This window comes from Sphaerisporangium siamense, assembly GCF_014205275.1.
In the GTDB taxonomy this organism is placed as follows: Bacteria; Actinomycetota; Actinomycetes; order Streptosporangiales; family Streptosporangiaceae; genus Sphaerisporangium; species Sphaerisporangium siamense.
In genome coordinates this window covers 6,022,035-6,038,384 of the sequence record NZ_JACHND010000001.1, presented here as the reverse complement: position 1 = coordinate 6,038,384, position 16,350 = coordinate 6,022,035, and the positions used below count along the sequence as shown (strand labels likewise).

Here is a 16,350-nt window from a genome sequence, read left to right as displayed (position 1 = left end):
GACATTCGTGCCGGCCGGCGGCGCGCGGGTCAGACGTTGCGCCGGTACTGGCCTCCCGCTTCGAACAGGGCGTCGGTGATCTGGCCGAGGGAGCAGACGCGGGCCGCGTCCATCAGGGCGCCGAAGGCGTTCTCGCGGGACATCGCCACCTCCCTGAGCCGCCGCAGCGCCTCGGGCGCGTCGGCCCCGTGCCGCTCCTGGAAGTCCCGCACCCGGGTGAGCTGCCCGCGCTTCTCCTCCTCCGTGCCCCTGGCCAGCTCCAGCGAGCCGTGCTCGGTGGTGCCCGCCGGGTTGCGGAAGGTGTTCACGCCGACGATCGGCAGCGACCCGTCGTGCTTGCGGGTCTCGTACAGCAGCGACTCGTCCTGGATGCGGCCGCGCTGGTAGCCGGTCTCCATGGCGCCGAGCACGCCGCCCCGGTCGGAGATCCGCTCGAACTCCGCGAGCACCGCCTCCTCGACCAGGTCGGTGAGGTCGTCGATGACGAACGACCCCTGCAGCGGGTTCTCGTTGTAGGCGAGGCCCCACTCCCGGTTGATGATCATCTGGATGGCCACGGCGCGGCGCACCGACTCGGGGCTCGGCGTGGTGACCGCCTCGTCGTAGGCGTTGGTGTGCAGGCTGTTGCAGTTGTCGTAGACGGCGATCAGCGCCTGCAGCGTCGTGCGGATGTCGTTGAAGCTCATCTCCTGGGCGTGCAGCGACCGCCCGGAGGTCTGGATGTGGTACTTCAGCTTCTGCGCCCGCTCGCCCGCGCCGTACCGGTCGCGCATGGCGACGGCCCAGACCCGCCGGGCCACCCGGCCGAGCACGCTGTACTCGGGGTCCATGCCGTTGGAGAAGAAGAACGACAGGTTCGGCGCGAAGTCGTCGATCGCCATGCCCCGCGCCAGGTACGCCTCGACGTAGGTGAAGCCGTTGGCCAGCGTGAACGCGAGCTGCGTGATGGGGTTGGCCCCGGCCTCGGCGATGTGGTAGCCGGAGATGGACACCGAGTAGAAGTTGCGCACCCCGTTCTGGATGAACCACTCCTGCACGTCGGCCATCATGCGCAGGCTGAAGTCCGTCGAGAAGATGCAGGTGTTCTGGCCCTGGTCCTCCTTGAGGATGTCGGCCTGCACGGTGCCGCGCACGGTCGCCAGCGTGCGGGCGCGCACCTCCGCCGCCTCCTCCGCGGTCGGCTCGCGGTCGTTGCCGGCGCGGAAGCGGTCCAGGGCCTGGTCGATCGCGGTGTGCAGGAAGTAGGCGAGGATCGTCGGCGCGGGCCCGTTGATCGTCATCGACACCGAGGTGCTCGGCGCGGTGAGGTCGAAGCCGTCGTAGAGCGCCTTCATGTCCTCCAGCGTGGCGATCGACACGCCCGAGGTGCCCACCTTGCCGTACACGTCGGGCCGTTCGGCGGGGTCGTGGCCGTAGAGGGTGACCGAGTCGAAGGCGGTGGACAGGCGGACGGCGGGCTGGCCCTCCGACAGCAGCTTGAAGCGCCGGTTGGTGCGGAACGGGTCGCCCTCGCCGGCGAACATGCGGGTCGGGTCCTCGTCGGCGCGCTTGAACGGGAACACCCCGGCGGTGAAGGGGAACCGGCCGGGCAGGTTCTCCGCGCGCAGGAACCGCAGCAGGTCGCCGTGGTCGGAGAACCGGGGCAGCGCCACGCGGGGGACGCGGCTGCCCGACAGCGAGGTGCGCCACAGCGGCGTGCGCAGCTCCTTGCCCCGGACGGTCACCACCAGCTCGTCGGCCGCGTACGCCTCGGCGGTCTCCGGCCACGCGTCGAGCAGCTCACGCGCGTCGGCGGGCAGGTCGCCCTCGGCGCGCTCGCGCAGCGCGTCCACCGCGGCGGTGTCGGCGCCCTCGGCGGCGAGCAGCGCGCCGGTCTCGGCCAGCCGCTGGCGGCGGCGCGCCGTCTCGGCCAGTTCCGCGGTGCGCCGGTGGTAGCCGCGGACGGTGTCGGCGATCTCCGCCAGGTAGCGCACTCGGGCGGGGGGCACGATCGCGGCGCCGGTGCTGGAGGTCCTGACATCGGTGGCCGGCAGCAGCCCCGGCCCGTCGGCCAGGCCCTTGTCCCGCAGCAGGCCGCGCAGCGCGTGGTACAGCGCGGTGACGCCGTCGTCGTTGAAGCGGGAGGCCACGGTGCCGTAGACGGGCATCTGGTCGGGGGCGGTGCCGAACGCCTCACGGTTGCGCACGAGCTGGCGCCGCACGTCGCGCAGCGCGTCCTCGGCGCCGCGCCGGTCGAACTTGTTGATGGCCACGACGTCGGCGAAGTCCAGCATGTCGATCTTCTCTAGCTGGGAGCTCGCCCCGAACTCGGGCGTCATGACGTACAGGGACACGTCGCTGAAGGGGACGATCGCGGCGTCGCCCTGCCCGATGCCCGGGGTCTCGACGATGACCAGGTCGTTGCCGGCGGCCCTGCACACGGCGATCACGTCGGCGAGGTGCTCGGGCAGCTCGTGGGAGCCGCGCGTGGCCAGCGAGCGGAAGAACACCTGGCCGCCGCCGAGGCTGTTCATGCGGATCCGGTCGCCGAGCAGCGCGCCGCCGCCCCTGCGCCGGGTCGGGTCCACGGCGATGACCGCGACCCTCACCTTGTCCTCGTAGTCGACGCGCAGCCTGCGGATCAGCTCGTCGGTGAGCGAGGACTTGCCCGAGCCGCCCGTGCCGGTGATGCCGAGCACGGGCACGCGGCGCGCGTCCGCCGCCGCCCGCAGCGCATCCAGGTACGGGGCGCCGGCCCGCCCGGACTCGGCGAAGGTGACGGCCCTGGCCACGGCCCGCTGGTCGCCGGTCTCGACGGCCGGGGGCTCGGCGCCCTCGGTCAGGTCGACGTCGCACGCCTCGATGATCGTGTTGATCATCCCCGTCAGGCCCAGCCGGTGGCCGTCCTCGGGGGAGAAGATCTTGGCGACGCCGTGCCGCTCCAGCGCGGCGATCTCGTCGGGGACGATCACGCCGCCGCCTCCGCCGTACACCTTGACGTGCCCGGCGCCGCGCTCGCGCAGCAGGTCGACCAGGTAGGTGAAGTACTCGACATGACCGCCCTGGTAGGAACTGATCGCCACGGCCTGGGCGTCCTCCTGGATCGCGGCCGTGACGACCTCGTCCACCGAGCGGTCGTGACCGAGGTGGATGACCTCGGCGCCCTGAGACTGCAAGATGCGCCGCATGATGTTGATCGCGGCGTCGTGCCCGTCGAACAGGGCGGCCGCGGTGACCACCCGCACGGGGTTTGCAGGTACGTGCACCGGCGCTCCTCAGTAAGTTACTTGGACGTCCTAGTAAATTGTAGGACGTCCAAGTATCAACCTGTAGCCCGGATCGCCTCCCACCCCTGCCCCGCTCCCCACCATCCACTCCGCGCTCACCGCGAGCCCGTGGCGCCGAAGGTCTGCGTTCCGCCGACTTAAGTCGCCGGATGGGCGCGGGCGGGCGCCGCGCTCGGCCGTGCGGGTTAGATTCTGCGCATGTCCCCCTTGGAGCCCGCGCGGCGGGACGGCGTCCCGCGTCAGCGCTGGCTGCTGCCCGGCTCCGTCGCCGACGCCTGGGAACCCGAGGCCGCCACCGGGCGGCGCGTCCGCCGCACGACGCGCGACTGGCTCGTCGACGTGGCGGCGTTCCTGCTGGCCATCGTCTTCGCCGTCTTCACGGTGGCGACGCGCGTCGAGAGCTCGCCGGCGATACCGGAGGAACTGCTGGCCCTGGACCAGCTCACCGGCGCCCTGGGCTGCGTGGCGCTGTGGCTGCGCCGCAGGTGGCCGGTCGGCCTGGCCGTGGCCCTGACACTGGCCGGGACCTACTCGGAGTTCGTCGCGGGCGCGACGATCGTGGCCCTGTTCACCGTGGCCGTCCACCGCCCGCTGCGCGTCGTCGCCGGAGTCGGCGTGCTGGCCGTGGCGACGACCTTCTGCTACGCCGCCCTGCGGCCCGAGCCGGACATGCCGGCCTCCGTGGTCGTGGCCTTCGGCGTCACCGTCGCCGCGGCCGCCGTCGGCTGGGGCATGTTCGTGCGGGCCCAGCGCCGGCTCATGCTGTCGCTGCGCGAACGGGTGGACCGGGCCGAGACCGAGGCGCGCCTGCGCGCCGAGCAGGGACGGCTGCGCGCCGAGCAGGCGCAGCGCGAGGCGCGCGAGCAGATCGCCCGTGAGATGCACGACGTGCTCGGCCACCGGCTGTCGCTGCTCAGCGTGCACGCCGGCGCCCTGGAGTTCAATCCCGAGGCCCCGCGCGAGCAGGTGGCCCGGGCGGCTGCCGTGATCCGCGAAAGCGCCCACCAGGCCCTGCAAGAGCTACGCGAGGTCATCGGCGTACTGCGCGCTCCCACCAGCGCCCCCACCAGTGTCTCCGACGACGCCGCCATCAGCGCCTCCACCGATGTCCTGACGAGGGCTCTCACCGATGTCCCCAGCGGCGCCTCCACCGGCGCCCCCGCCAGTGCTCCCACCGGCGTCCACGCCGGCGCTGACGCCGCGCGACCGGACCGTCCTCAGCCCACGCTGGCCGGGCTGCCCCGGCTCGTCGAGGAGTCCCGGCAGGCAGGCATGCGGGTCACGCTCCTGGACGAGGTCGGCGATCCGGGCGCCGCGCCCGCCGCCCTGGGCCGCACCGCCTACCGCGTCGCGCAGGAGGGCCTGACCAACGCCCGCAAGCACGCCCCCGGCACGGAGGTCGTCGTCCGCGTCTCCGGCGGCCCCGGGGACGGGCTCACCGTCGAACTGCGCAACCCCCTGCCCGCGCGCGGCGGCGCGGCGACCGGTATCCCCGGTGCCGGGCGCGGCCTCATCGGGCTGGCCGAACGTGCCGCGCTGGCCGGGGGCCGCCTGGCCTGCGGCCCGCTCGCCTCCGGCGAGTTCCGCGTGCTGGCCTGGCTACCCTGGCCGGTATGAGCCCCCCGATCCGTGTCATGATCGTCGACGATGACCCGCTGGTGCGGGCGGGACTGTCGCTGATGCTCGGCGGCGCCCCCGACATCGAGATCGTCGCCGAGGCGGGCGACGGCGCCGCGGTCGTCTCCCTCGCCGACCGGCACGCCCCCGACGTCGTGCTCATGGACGTCCGGATGCCCGAGATGGACGGGCTGGCCGCGACCGAGGCGCTGCGGGGCCGGCCCCGCGCCCCCGAGGTCATCATCCTGACCACCTTCAACGCCGACGAGTACGTGCTGCGCGCGCTGCGGGCCGGTGCGGCCGGTTTCGTGCTGAAGGACACCCCGCCCGCCGAGATCGTGACCGCGGTGCGCCGCGTGGCGGCCGGCGACCCGGTGCTGTCGTCGGCGGTCACCCGGCGGCTCATCGCCCACGTCGCCGCGAACACCCCGGGCCACCGCCGCGCCCGGGCCCTGGCCCTGCTCGGCGAACTGAACGACCGCGAGCGCGAGGTCGCCGCGGCCGTCGGGCGGGGCAAGTCCAACGCCGAGATCGCCGCCGAGCTCTACATGAGCGTGCCGACGGTCAAGACGCACGTCTCGCGCATCCTGACCCGGCTCGGCCTCAACAACCGCGTGCAGATCGCCCTGCTGGCCCACGACGCCGGAATGCCCGACCCCTGAGCTAGGCGGCGGACGCCCCCGCCCCCGCCCGCGCCCGCAGCGCGCCGCCAGTCGCATGACCGATGGGGTGTCCTCGCCCGGGCCCCGTCGCCCGGCCGGTCAGGAGTAGGCGGCGATCATGCCGAGCGCGATCAGCACCAGGGACAGGGCGGTGACAGACGAAGCCGGGTTCGTGGCGGACGGCCTCGTTCACCGGCTGCTCTTCGTGTACGCGTCCGCCGTGTCCCCGTGGCGGGGGGCGTTCGCCCTGGCGTGAGCCGTGTCACTTTTCTTGGCAACCTGTTGGGTTATCCATAGGCTTAAAAGCGGACATTGATGATGTAACCCGGCGCTTCTGTTCTCGCCGTGGGCCGGGCCTGCGGCGGCGGAGCGCGCGCCGGGACCCCCGTTCCTCCCGAACGGCGCCCTCCCACCCCCTCGCCGCCACCCCACTCACACCACGGAAAGTCGCGTCATGAGCCACGAAAGCGCCGAACCCGGCGTGTTCGAGATGGACCTCACCCTGCACGAGGCACGCCGCCGCGCCGAGGTGGTCGCCGCCCTCGGCCCGCACTGGGACCCGCCCGCGGTCGCCCGGGCCGAGGAGGAGGCCCTGGACCTGCTGTACTCGGGCCTGGACGAGCAGCAGCTGCGGACGTACGAGACGCTGGTCGAGGCCGGTGTCCTCCCGCGGCGCGGGGCGGGCCGTGCTGCCGATTGACCCGCACGCCGACCTCGGCCGGCGCGCCTGGATCCCCTGCCCCCGATGCCGCGACGAGCGCGGCTGCGCCGACTGCGGCTCGGGCCGCAACTGCCGCGACCACTGGCGCTACCTGCTGAGCAACACCGGCAGCGTGCTGCACGTGCAGTGCCCGCGCTGCGCGTACCTGTGGGACCACGAGTCCCACTTCGGCGCGGGCGGCAGGCCCGCGTCCCTGGACTGAACGTCCCTGAAGCCGGCGTCCGGGGCCGAGCGGTCTCGCGCCGGACGGCCCGGCAGGGAGGCCGGTCTAGGCGTGGGACGCCTCGGCCTGACGGGTGTGCTCCAGCAGCGTGACGGCGTCGCCCACGCGTGTGACGCCCGGCGTCACCGCCCGCATGATCAGGCCGAACGTGTTGCCGCGCGCGGAGATCAGGTGGCGCTGCAGCTCCGGCCAGCGTTCGCGCCCGGCGGGGTCCCAGCTCGGCACCGCGCAGCGGACGCACGGCCCGGCGTTCTCGCCCGTGACGGCGAGCGTGACCTCCCCGGCCGTGATCGTCGTGCCCGGGCCGAAGGACGCCTCGGCGTAGGCGGGCGCGTCCAGGTCGAGGTGGACGTTCGGGCGGAACCGCTCGATCGCCACCTCGGCCCCCATCTCCGCCTCAAGGGCACGGCGTGAGGCCTCGAAGGTGACGTGCACCGTCGGCCCGCGGTCCTGCTGCCCCTCCAGCGCGCGCAGGACCAGGGGGATGCCGTACGACTCCGCCAGGGCGGCGGGAAGATCGGGATCGTCCCACGCCCACGCCGCCGTGCCCGCGTACAGGACCGGCGGGCCCGCGGGTTCGGGGGAGGCGTCGCAGGTCGCGGGGTAGGCGGCCTCCCAGGTCAGCATGGCGGGCATCTGGCGGACGGTGAGCCGGTTCCCCTCGCGCTCGGGCCGTGCGTCGAACAGGGCGTAGGCCCGGTCGCCGGCCATGCCGCGCTCGTCCAGGCGCGCCGACTCCACCCGCTCGCCGCGCATGGACTTCACCGGCCAGCGGTAAAGGCCTCTCACGATCCCCCGGTACATACCTCCGATCCTAGGCGACGCCGCACCCGGGCCCGCGGGGCGCCGATCTCTCGGCGCCCGTGCGGCACCTCGCCCTGAAGCGCGTTCGCCGTCCGCCGCACGCTGATCCTTTCGCCGCCCCGCCGGTCCGTCGAAGCGGACTTTATGGAAAGTCCCGGTCAAAGGGGTTCCCAAGGGACGCCAAATTCGTTATAACAACCTATCAACGTAACGACGCTCGCGAAGGGGGCGCCGGGCGGGGAGGAGGAGTCTTGAGGATCACCACGAGCAGGGGCCGCCGGGCCGGGGTCGTCGCGCTGGGAGCCGCGCTGGCTCTCGCGGCCGCCGGGTGCGGCGGCGGCACGGACGATGGCGGTTCCGGCGGGGGAGGCGGGTCGCAGAACATCTCGTTCCTCACCCACTGGGGCCCCGAGCAGGTCACGGCGCTGAAGGCCGCCGCCACCGCGTTCCAGAAGAAGAACCCCGGCATCACCGTCACCGTCCGGGCCGTGCCCTTCGCCAACCTGCTCACCACGCTGCGCACGCAGGGCGCCAGCCCGAACGGCCCCACCATGGCCGGCATCTACGACCTGTGGCTGCCCGAGCTGGTGCGCGACGGGCTCGCCGCCCCTGCCCCCGCCGACGCGGCCAAGGACCTGACCGGCGCCTGGCCCGCCAATCTCGTCGAGGGCGTCACCAAGCAGGGGCAGCCGCGCGGCTACCCCAACGAGGTCGACCTGTACGCGCTGAACTACAACAAGAAGCTGTTCGCCGAGGCCGGGATCGCCGCGCCGCCCAAGACCTGGGACGAGCTCGCCTCCGCCGCCGCCAAGCTCACCAAGCGCGAGGGCGGCAAGGTCACCCGGCAGGGCTTCGGCGTCATCACGAGCTGGGCCGCCGGCGTGGTCCACCCGTGGCTGTCGCTGGTGAACTCCAACGGCGGCGCCCTGGTCGACGGCTCCACGCCGAAACTGGACGACCCCAAGGTCCAGGCCGCCACCGAGCTGTACGCCAAGCTGGTCAAGGACGGCGTCACCCAGCCGTCCATGAGCAACGCCAACGCCAACACCACCGGGCCCTACCTCGACAACTTCGTCAACGGCAAGACCGGCATGATCATCATGGCCAACTGGTGGCAGAGCGCGCTCAAGGAGGCCATGGGCGACCGCTACTCCGACGTCGGCGTCGCGCCGGTGCCGGTCGGCCCGGACGGCACGGCGTCCGCGCCGGTGTCGTACTCCTGGCTGACCATGGTCAACGGCAAGGCCGACAAGGCCAAGCAGGACGCCGCGTGGAAGTTCCTGACCTTCCTCAACGGCCCGGACAGTGGCAAGAACGGCTCCTCGGCCATGGGCGACATCCTCGTCTCCATGGGCATCCTGCCCAGCCGCACCAGCGACCTGTCCGCCCACAAGGCCGACCTGTCGGACCCGTTCCTCACCGCCTACGTCGACCAGCTCCCGCAGGCCAAACCCTTCCCCGCCGTCCTCGGCGGCGAGGAGATGAGCCAGGCCGTCCAGAAGCACATCGAGAACGTCGTCTTCGGCAAGGAGACGGCCAAGGACGCCATGGACGCCGCGCAGCGGGAGGTCGCCGGCATCCTGTCCAAGGCCGGGGCATGACCTCTCCGTCCATGACGACCACGACCGCCGGGCGGGCTCCGTCCGCCCGGCGGCGGGCCGCCCGGCGCAGGGGCGGCGCGGCGGTGGTGTTCCTCTCCCCGGCCATGGCGGTCATCGTCCTGTTCGTGGTGGTGCCCATCGGCCTCACCTTCTGGATCAGCCTCCACGAATGGTCGATGTTCACCCCGCTCGGCGACATGGCGTGGCGGGGCCTGGCCAACTACCAGGAACTGCTGTCGGACAAGGACTTCTTCGTCGCCCTGCGCAACACCCTGATGTACGTGCTGCTCGTCGTGGTGATCACGCTGCCGCTGTCCGTCGCCCTCGGAATGCTGCTCTACTTCCCGAAGTCCGCCGCCAAGGGCGTGGCCCGCGCGGTGCTGTTCTCCACCTACGTCGTGCCGACGGTGGCCACCGCCATCGTGTGGGGCGCCCTGTACGCCCCGGACTACGGGCCCTTCGCCCAGATGTTCCAGGCCGTCGGCCTGAGCGCGCCGTCCTGGCTCAGCGAGCCGTCCACCGCCCTGGTCTCGCTCGTCATCTTCCACGTCTGGCAGATGATCGGCTACTACACGATCCTCGTCATCGCCGGGCTCACGCAGATCCCGCCGGACCTGTACGAGGCGGCGCGCATCGACGGCGCGGGCTTCTGGCGCCAGACGATCAGCGTCACGCTGCCGCTGCTGCGCCGCACCACGCTCTTCATGACGCTCATCACGATCATCAACGCGATCCAGGTCTTCGACCCGGTCTACATCCTCACCCAGGGCGGCCCGGCCGAGAGCACCTCGGTGGTGTCGTTCTCCATCCAGCGCGAGGCGTTCCAGTACGGCATGGCCGGACAGGCGAGCGCGATGGCGTTCAGCCTGCTCATCGTGCTGCTGGCCGTCGCGGGGCTGGTCCTCGCGGCGATGAGGAGGCGCTCATGACCGCGCACGCCGCCGGTGGGCCGGTCGCGCCCGCGCGCCGGGCCCGCCCCGGACGGCTGCTCAAGCGCGCCGCCGTCTCGCTGCTCATCGCCCTGGTCATGCTGCCGCCGCTGTTCCCGCTGTACTGGATGCTCATCTCCAGCCTCAAGGGACCCGAGGAGCTGGCCACCACGCCGCCCACCTGGTTCCCCGGCGACATCACCTTCGGCGCGTTCTCCGAGGTCTTCTCGGTGGTGCCGTTCGGCCGCGCCTTCCTCAACAGCGCGCTCATCGCCGGGGTGTCCACGCTGTCGGTGCTGGTCACCAGCGTGATGGCGGGCTACGTTTTCGCGAAGTACCGCTTCCGCGGCAGAGATGTGATCTTCTGGGCTGTCGTGGCAACCATGTTCCTGCCCCCCATCGTCACGCTCGTGCCCCTGTACTGGCTGGTCTCGACGATGGGCCTGGCCGACTCCTACGCCGGCGTCATGCTTCCCTGGCTGGCCAACGCCTTCGGCATCTTCCTGATGCGCCAGTTCATCGCCGACGTCCCCGACGAGCTCATCGAGGCCGCCCGCGTCGACGGCGCGGGCGAGATGCGCATCCTGTGGAAGGTGATCACGCCGCTGCTGCGCCCGGCGCTGGTCAGCCTGGCGCTGTTCGCGTTCGTCTTCTACTGGAACAACTTCCTGTGGCCGCTGTCGATCCTTCAGGACGACGGGAAGTATCCGGTGGTGCTGGCGCTCAGCCAGCTGCTGTCCTACAGCACCAGCGTCCGCTACCAGAACGTCGTCATGGCGGGCGCCCTGATCGCCAGCGTGCCGACGATCCTGGTGTTCCTGCTGGCGCAGCGCGCCTTCGTGCAGAGCGTCTCGCGCACGGGGGTGAAGGGATGAGCCACCTCTACGCCGGCGTCGACGTCGGCGGCACCTCCGTCCGGGTCCTCACCGAGACCGCGGGCGTCCGCGGCGAGCCGGTCGCGGCGCCGGTCGCCTCCGGGTACGAGGAGTTCCTCGACCAGCTCGCCGCCCTGCTCCCGGCGGGGCCGCGCGCCGTCACCGTCGGCCTGCCCGGCACCTCCGCCGCGGGCGTCCCGGCGTTCGTGCCCGCCCTGCCCTGGCTGGCCGGCCGCCCGCTCGCCGGCGACCTCGCCGCGCGGGCCGGCGCGCCGGTCACGCTGGCGCTGGACGGCCACCTCACGCTGCTGGCCGAGGCCGCCGAGGGCGCCGCCAAGGGACTGCGCTCGGCCGTCCTGATCGCCGTCGGCACCGGCGTCGGCGGGGCCCTGCTCGTCAACGGCCGCATCTGGCGCGGCGCGCACGGCAGCGCCGGCTCGTGGGGCTGGCTCCCCACGCCCGTGCCCCCGGACCCGCACCAGGGCCCGTTCGAACGCGTCGCGGCCGGCTCGACGCTGCCCGGAGGGCCCGCGCTCGTCGCCGCCGCCAGGTCCGGCGACGGGGACGCGCTCGCCATGCTGGACGACTACGCGGGCCACCTCGGGCGCGGGATCGCCGCGCTGGCCAGCGGGCTCGACCCCGACGTCGTGCTCGTCGGCGGAGGCATGGCCGACGCCATGGACGTCCTCGGGCCGCTGCTGGACGCGCACGTCGCCCGCTGGGCCTCCCCGGACGGGCGGCGCGTCCCGGTGCGCGCCGCGGCCCTCGGGTCGCGCGCCGGAGTGGTCGGCGCCCTGCTGGCCGCGCGCCGCGGGGAGGAGTGGTGATCGTGCCCCCGCTCGACCCCAGCTCGGGCGTCCCCCTCTACATGCAGGTCGAGCGCAGCCTGCGCCGCCGCATCGACGCGGGGGAGTGGCGGGCCGGGGAGAAGCTCCCCACCGAAGGGGAGCTCGGCAAGGTCTACGGCGTCAGCCGCGTCACCGTCCGCCAGGCGCTGGCCCGGCTGGTCGACCGCGGCGCGCTCGTGCGCGAGCAGGGCCGCGGCACCTTCGTCCGCGACACCAGCCTGACCGCAGGGGCGCGCGGGGTCACCTCCTTCAGCGCCGAACTGCGGGGCCTCGGCCACACCTCCGGGGCCCGCGTCCTGGAACAGGTGGTCGTCACCGCCGCCGAGTCCGACCTGCCCCCCGAGATGGGCGTGGAACCGCGCGACCCCCTCCTGCGGCTGCGCAGGCTCAGGACCGACGGCTCCCGGCCGGTCGGCGTGCAGACCGCCCTGCTCCCCATCGGCCGCTTCCCCGGCCTCGCCGACGTCGACTTCACCGACCGGTCCCTCTACGAGACCCTCCGCGAGAACTTCGGCGTCATCCCCCGCGAGGCGATCGAGACCTTCACCGTCGGAGGGGTGCTCGGCGAGGACGCCCCCACCCTCGGCGTCGCCCCCGGCGCCCACGCCTTCTACGTCGAACGTCTGACCTTCGACGCGGCGGGCCCCTTCGAATACGTGCGCAGCGTCATGCGCGGTGACCGCTACCGCGTGCGGCTGGCGCTGCGCGACCCCCACTGACCACCTGCTGAACCCACTGAAAGGAACCATCCGTGACGTACACGCGCACACTCCTCGATATCCTCGACCGGCTGGACACCACCCAGGGCGAGAACCTGAACGCCGTGGCCGAGAAGTGCGCCGACGCCGTCCAGAACGGCGGGCTGATCCACCTGTACGGCAGCGGCCACTCGGTCATCCCGACCATGGACGCCTTCCCCCGGTACGGCAGCTTCGCGGGCCTGCACCCGCTCACCGACCCCCGGCTGATGTGGCACAACGTCCTCGGCCCCGGGGGCGTCCGCGAGCTGCTCTGGCTGGAGCGCACCGAGGGCTATGTCCAGCAGTACCTCGACCACGAGCCGCTGAGCTCCGGTGACGTGCTCATCGTCTACTCCCACGGCGGGCGCAACGCCGCTCCCGTCGAGGCCGCGATGTACGGCGCCAAGCACGGGCTGTTCACGGTCGCGGTGACCTCGGTCGCCAACCTGGAGCGCCCGGCCGAGCACTCCAGCGGCCGCCGCATCGCCGAGATCTGCGACGTCACCGTGGACACCGGGGTGCCGGTGCAGGACGCCATCGTCGACGTCGAGGGCTGGGACCGCCCGGTCGGCGGCGCCTCCACGGTCGTGGCCTGCGTCGTCAGCCACGAGATCGTGACCCGCACCGCCGCCGTGCTCGCCCGGCGCGGCGTCGAGATCCCGACGTTCGTCTCGCCGACGGTGCCCGGCGCCACGGTGCAGTCCAACGACGAGGTGTTCGCCGAGCACCGCCGCCGCCTGCACGCGGCCGAGGCGCGCGGCCTGTCCTGACCCCGGACGCCGTCCAGGGGGCGGGGGCTCACGCGGCAGGGGGCGGCGTGAGGACGAACCGCCGCCCCCTCGCGGCCGGCCCCCGGGGTTCTCGGCGCGGGCCCGGAGATAATCAATGGACGGAGTGAGTACTCACTCCGTACCGTTGCGGCATGACGGACACACAGAGCCGGCGCAGGGCGCCGGGAATGAACCCCGGGCAGCGCCGCGACATGATCGTGAAGGCGGCGCTGCCGCTGGTGGCCGAGCACGGCGCCGCCGTGACGACCGCCCAGGTGGCGAGGGCCGCCGCGATCGGCGAGGCGACGATCTTCCGCGTCTTCGCCGACAAAGAGGAGTTACTGGACGCCTGCGTGCTGGCCGCCCTCGACCCCGGTCACGTGCTGGGGGAGATCGCCGCCGTGCCGCTGGACCAGCCCCTGGCCGCGCGGCTCACCGAGGCCGCCGAGGCGCTGCGCGCCCACTTCGCGCGCATGGGCGCGGTGCTCGGCGCGCTGCACGCCACGGGCCTGCGGCGCGGCCGCGCCCACCCGCGCCACGACCCGCGGGCGGAGGCGCGCGACGGCGGCGCGGAGGCCGGGACGGCGCCGGGCCGTGAGGAGTCGATGGCGCGGACCGTGGAGGCGGTCGCCGAGCTGTTCGAGCCGGAGCGCGCGTCGCTGCGCCTGCCCCCCGAACGCCTGGCCGCGATCTTCCTGGGCATGCTGTTCAGCCGCCCCCGGCTGGCCGCCGGCCACGCCGCCGACCCCGCCGAGATCGTGGAGGTGTTCCTCCACGGCGCCCTGACCTGAGGGACCGGGCGGGTCAGGCGGCGGGAGGCAGTTCGACGTAGTCGAGGGCCACCTTGACGGCCGCGTCCTTGCGCTCCTCGTCGGAGACCTCCTCGTCCTTGAGGACGAACCAGGCGGCGTGCAGCGTGAAGATCGCCATGGACCTCCTGAGCCGCTCGGCCGTCGAGTCGCCCTCGTCGCACAGGATGTCCATCACGCCCTTCATCAGGTCGCGCATGCGGGCGACCTTGGGATTGTCGCGCAGCGCCGTCTGGTTGCGCTCCATGAACCGCATGAACGCGTGGTGGTTGGAGTCGTAGAGCGAGTCGGCGTACCGCAGGACGAACTCGCGCCGGGTCTCGGGGCCGCGCGGCCGGCCCTGGGCCCACTTGATCAGGTTCTCCATCTCGGCGTGCCGGTCCTCGCTGAGGCTGGCGACGATGTCGTCCTTCGTGCGGAAGTGGTAGTACAGCGCCGCCTTGGTCACGCCCAGTTGCTCGGCGATCTCGCGCAGCGAGGTGCCCTCGTACCCCTGCTCGGTGAAGAGCCTGAGGGCGATCTCCTGGATACGAGCCCGGGTATCGGAATGTTCCCTCATAACTCTCGAATCGCTCCTGTCCGCATTTATTAACTTGACGGCCGGCAAGTAAGTGCTACCTTGGCAGTATAGTCACTAGCCGGTCGGCAAGTAAGCATGCGATTACAAAGCAACTACCAAGGGGGCTCAAAGTAATGACGGAGACCGAGGCCGAGATGGTTCCCGGCCGCCGGCGGGAGGTCATGGTCGTCCTGCCAGGGCTGATGCTCGCCATCATGCTCGCCATGCTCGACAACATGATCGTCGGCACCGCGATGCCGCGCATCGTCGGCGAGCTCGGGGGACTGGCGCACCTCTCCTGGGTCGTCACGGCGTACGTCCTCGGCACCACCGTCTCGACGCCGATCTGGGGCAAGATCGGCGACCTGTACGGACGCAAGACCATCTTCCTGGCGTCCATCGCCATCTTCATGATCGGCTCGGCGCTGTGCGGCATGGCCGGGTCGGAGCTGCTCGGCGGCACCGACGGCGGCATGGGCGAGCTCATCGGCTTCCGCGCGATCCAGGGTCTCGGCGCGGGCGGCCTCATGGTCAACGCCATGGCCATCATCGGCGACCTGGTCCCGCCCCGCGAGCGCGGCCGCTACCAGGGCATCATGGCCGCGATCATGTCGCTGGCCATGGTCGCGGGCCCCCTCGTCGGCGGCTTCATCACCGACAACCTCGACTGGCGCTGGGCCTTCTACGTGAACCTGCCCATCGGCGCCGTCGCGTTCGTCTGGCTGCTGCTGCGCCTGCACCTGCCGAAGTACCGCACCGAGCACCGCATCGACTGGTGGGGCGCCGGCCTGCTCGCCGTGGGCATCACGGCCCTGGTCCTCATCACCACCTGGGGCGGCACCGAGTACGACTGGACGTCCTGGCAGATCCTCGGCCTCGCGGCCGTCGCCGTGGTGACGCTGGCGATCTTCATCCCGGTGCAGCGCCGGGTCGCCGAGCCGATCATGCCGCTGCACGTCTTCCGCGACCGCAACTTCACGCTGGTCTCCCTGATCGGCTTCCTGCTCGGCTTCGCGATGTTCGGGGCGATCAACTTCCTGCCGCTGTTCCAGCAGACCGTCCAGGGCGCCTCGGCGACCAACTCCGGCCTGCTGCTCCTGCCGATGATGGCCGCCATGATGGTGGTCTCGCTGTTCGTCGGCCAGGCCATCACCAAGACCGGCAAGTACAAGATCTGGCCCATCGCCGGCGGCGTCTTCATGGCGATCGCCATGTGGCTGCTCTCCCTGCAGGACGTGAACACCACCACCTGGCAGACCGGCGTGTTCATCGCCGTGCTCGGCCTCGGCATGGGCGGCCTGATGCAGACCACGATGCTCATCGCGCAGAACAGCGTCGAGCAGAAGGACCTCGGCGTGGCCAGCAGCGCCTCCACGTTCTTCCGCTCCATCGGCGGCTCGTTCGGCGTGTCGGTCTTCGGCGCCGTCTTCAACCACCACCTCAGCGCCAACCTGACCGACAGGCTCGGCCCGCAGGCGGCGGCCATGGCCGAGGGGGGAGGCGGCGGACGCCTCGACCCGACCGCGCTGGCCGCGCTGCCCGCCCCGGTACGCGAGGGCTTCCTGACCTCGCTCGCCGACTCGATCTCCAGCGTGTTCCTGTGGGCCATCTTCTTCGCGGTGCTGGTGCCCCTGCTGGCCGCCTTCATCAAGGAGATCCCCCTGCGCTCCGGCCCCGGAACCCCTGCCGCCAGCTCCGGCGGCGACGGGGACGGGGACGGCAAGGCGCGGGACGCCGCAGACGGCGCCGAGACGCCGAAGGACGGCGCGGTCAAGGACGCCGCGCCCGTCGCCGCCTTCGACTGACACCCCTGCGGCTCCGCCGGCCGGAGACGGCCGGCCGCAGGCACCCGGCAAGCAGCATGCAAGCCCGTGCTCCTAACGTCGGGCGCGCCCCCGCGAGAAAACCGCGTGGCGACGCCCGCGT

15 protein-coding genes are annotated in these 16,350 nt (G+C 72.4%); 12 read left to right on the top strand and 3 right to left on the bottom strand.

Annotation, left to right across the window (positions count from 1 at the left end):
• Window positions 1–29 precede the first annotated feature (29 nt).
• On the bottom strand, window positions 30–3,245 hold the full coding sequence (gene icmF, locus BJ982_RS27790) for a fused isobutyryl-CoA mutase/GTPase IcmF (RefSeq protein ID WP_184884862.1): 3,216 nt from the start codon (window positions 3,243–3,245) through the stop codon (window positions 30–32).
• Between the two features lie 219 nt (window positions 3,246–3,464).
• On the opposite strand from icmF, the gene BJ982_RS40625 reads away from it, so the two are divergent.
• From BJ982_RS40625 to BJ982_RS27770, 4 genes are all read left to right on the top strand, one after another.
• On the top strand, window positions 3,465–4,883 hold the full coding sequence (locus BJ982_RS40625) for a sensor histidine kinase (RefSeq protein WP_184884860.1): 1,419 nt from the start codon (window positions 3,465–3,467) through the stop codon (window positions 4,881–4,883).
• Complete coding sequence (locus tag BJ982_RS27780) at window positions 4,880–5,545, top strand: response regulator (RefSeq protein WP_184884858.1); 666 nt, start codon at window positions 4,880–4,882, stop codon at window positions 5,543–5,545. Before BJ982_RS40625 ends, BJ982_RS27780 begins: the two co-directional genes overlap by 4 nt.
• Window positions 5,546–5,999: 454 nt before the next feature.
• Complete coding sequence (locus tag BJ982_RS27775) at window positions 6,000–6,245, top strand: DUF6400 family protein (protein WP_184884856.1); 246 nt, start codon at window positions 6,000–6,002, stop codon at window positions 6,243–6,245.
• Window positions 6,232–6,468 carry a hypothetical protein gene (locus BJ982_RS27770; RefSeq protein WP_184884854.1) on the top strand — a complete coding sequence of 79 codons (237 nt, stop codon included), beginning with the start codon at window positions 6,232–6,234 and terminating at the stop codon, window positions 6,466–6,468. Before BJ982_RS27775 ends, BJ982_RS27770 begins: the two co-directional genes overlap by 14 nt.
• 66 nt (window positions 6,469–6,534) lie before the next feature.
• Here the strand turns inward: BJ982_RS27770 and BJ982_RS27765 are convergent, their stop codons facing one another.
• On the bottom strand, window positions 6,535–7,278 hold the full coding sequence (locus BJ982_RS27765; RefSeq protein WP_239122670.1) for an MOSC domain-containing protein: 744 nt from the start codon (window positions 7,276–7,278) through the stop codon (window positions 6,535–6,537).
• Between the two features lie 266 nt (window positions 7,279–7,544).
• Here BJ982_RS27765 and BJ982_RS27760 point away from each other — a divergent pair, with 266 nt between their 5' ends.
• The 7 genes from BJ982_RS27760 to BJ982_RS27730 all read left to right on the top strand — a co-directional run bounded on the left by BJ982_RS27760 (window position 7,545) and on the right by BJ982_RS27730 (window position 13,847).
• Window positions 7,545–8,894, top strand: coding sequence for an ABC transporter substrate-binding protein (locus BJ982_RS27760; protein ID WP_203958836.1), 1,350 nt, complete (start codon window positions 7,545–7,547; stop codon window positions 8,892–8,894).
• An 11-nt stretch (window positions 8,895–8,905) separates the two neighbouring features.
• Window positions 8,906–9,823: a carbohydrate ABC transporter permease gene (locus BJ982_RS27755; RefSeq protein WP_184884850.1), complete on the top strand. Its 918-nt coding sequence runs from the start codon at window positions 8,906–8,908 to the stop codon at window positions 9,821–9,823.
• Complete coding sequence (locus BJ982_RS27750) at window positions 9,820–10,698, top strand: carbohydrate ABC transporter permease (protein ID WP_184884848.1); 879 nt, start codon at window positions 9,820–9,822, stop codon at window positions 10,696–10,698. The genes BJ982_RS27755 and BJ982_RS27750 overlap by 4 nt, the downstream gene beginning before the upstream one ends.
• Complete coding sequence (locus tag BJ982_RS27745) at window positions 10,695–11,525, top strand: ROK family protein (RefSeq protein ID WP_184884846.1); 831 nt, start codon at window positions 10,695–10,697, stop codon at window positions 11,523–11,525. Before BJ982_RS27750 ends, BJ982_RS27745 begins: the two co-directional genes overlap by 4 nt.
• Window positions 11,522–12,265: a GntR family transcriptional regulator gene (locus BJ982_RS27740; RefSeq protein ID WP_184884844.1), complete on the top strand. Its 744-nt coding sequence runs from the start codon at window positions 11,522–11,524 to the stop codon at window positions 12,263–12,265. The genes BJ982_RS27745 and BJ982_RS27740 overlap by 4 nt, the downstream gene beginning before the upstream one ends.
• Before the next feature lie 32 nt (window positions 12,266–12,297).
• A complete protein-coding gene (locus BJ982_RS27735) occupies window positions 12,298–13,056 on the top strand; it encodes a sugar isomerase domain-containing protein (protein WP_184884842.1) in 759 nt (252 codons plus the stop codon).
• Between the two features lie 152 nt (window positions 13,057–13,208).
• Window positions 13,209–13,847, top strand: coding sequence for a TetR/AcrR family transcriptional regulator (locus tag BJ982_RS27730; RefSeq protein WP_184884840.1), 639 nt, complete (start codon window positions 13,209–13,211; stop codon window positions 13,845–13,847).
• Window positions 13,848–13,860: 13 nt separating this feature from the next.
• Here BJ982_RS27730 and BJ982_RS27725 read toward each other — a convergent pair whose 3' ends face one another.
• Window positions 13,861–14,424 (bottom strand): TetR/AcrR family transcriptional regulator, encoded by a 564-nt coding sequence (locus BJ982_RS27725; protein WP_184884838.1) that lies wholly within the window; start codon window positions 14,422–14,424, stop codon window positions 13,861–13,863.
• Window positions 14,425–14,558: 134 nt separating this feature from the next.
• On the opposite strand from BJ982_RS27725, the gene BJ982_RS27720 reads away from it, so the two are divergent.
• Window positions 14,559–16,229 carry an MDR family MFS transporter gene (locus tag BJ982_RS27720; RefSeq protein ID WP_184884836.1) on the top strand — a complete coding sequence of 557 codons (1,671 nt, stop codon included), beginning with the start codon at window positions 14,559–14,561 and terminating at the stop codon, window positions 16,227–16,229.
• Window positions 16,230–16,350 lie beyond the last annotated feature (121 nt).

Bases quoted from the DNA above. Each gene is read 5' to 3' on its own strand.
- BJ982_RS27780 (WP_184884858.1), top strand. From the start codon at position 4,880: ATGAGCCCCCCGATCCGTGTCATGATCGTCGACGATGACCCGCTGGTG.
- BJ982_RS27725 (WP_184884838.1), bottom strand. From the start codon at position 14,424: ATGAGGGAACATTCCGATACCCGGGCTCGTATCCAGGAGATCGCCCTC.
- BJ982_RS27730 (WP_184884840.1), top strand. From the start codon at position 13,209: ATGACGGACACACAGAGCCGGCGCAGGGCGCCGGGAATGAACCCCGGG.
- BJ982_RS27745 (WP_184884846.1), top strand. From the start codon at position 10,695: ATGAGCCACCTCTACGCCGGCGTCGACGTCGGCGGCACCTCCGTCCGG.
- BJ982_RS40625 (WP_184884860.1), top strand. From the start codon at position 3,465: ATGTCCCCCTTGGAGCCCGCGCGGCGGGACGGCGTCCCGCGTCAGCGC.
- BJ982_RS27720 (WP_184884836.1), top strand. From the start codon at position 14,559: ATGACGGAGACCGAGGCCGAGATGGTTCCCGGCCGCCGGCGGGAGGTC.
- BJ982_RS27775 (WP_184884856.1), top strand. From the start codon at position 6,000: ATGAGCCACGAAAGCGCCGAACCCGGCGTGTTCGAGATGGACCTCACC.
- BJ982_RS27755 (WP_184884850.1), top strand. From the start codon at position 8,906: ATGACGACCACGACCGCCGGGCGGGCTCCGTCCGCCCGGCGGCGGGCC.
- BJ982_RS27750 (WP_184884848.1), top strand. From the start codon at position 9,820: ATGACCGCGCACGCCGCCGGTGGGCCGGTCGCGCCCGCGCGCCGGGCC.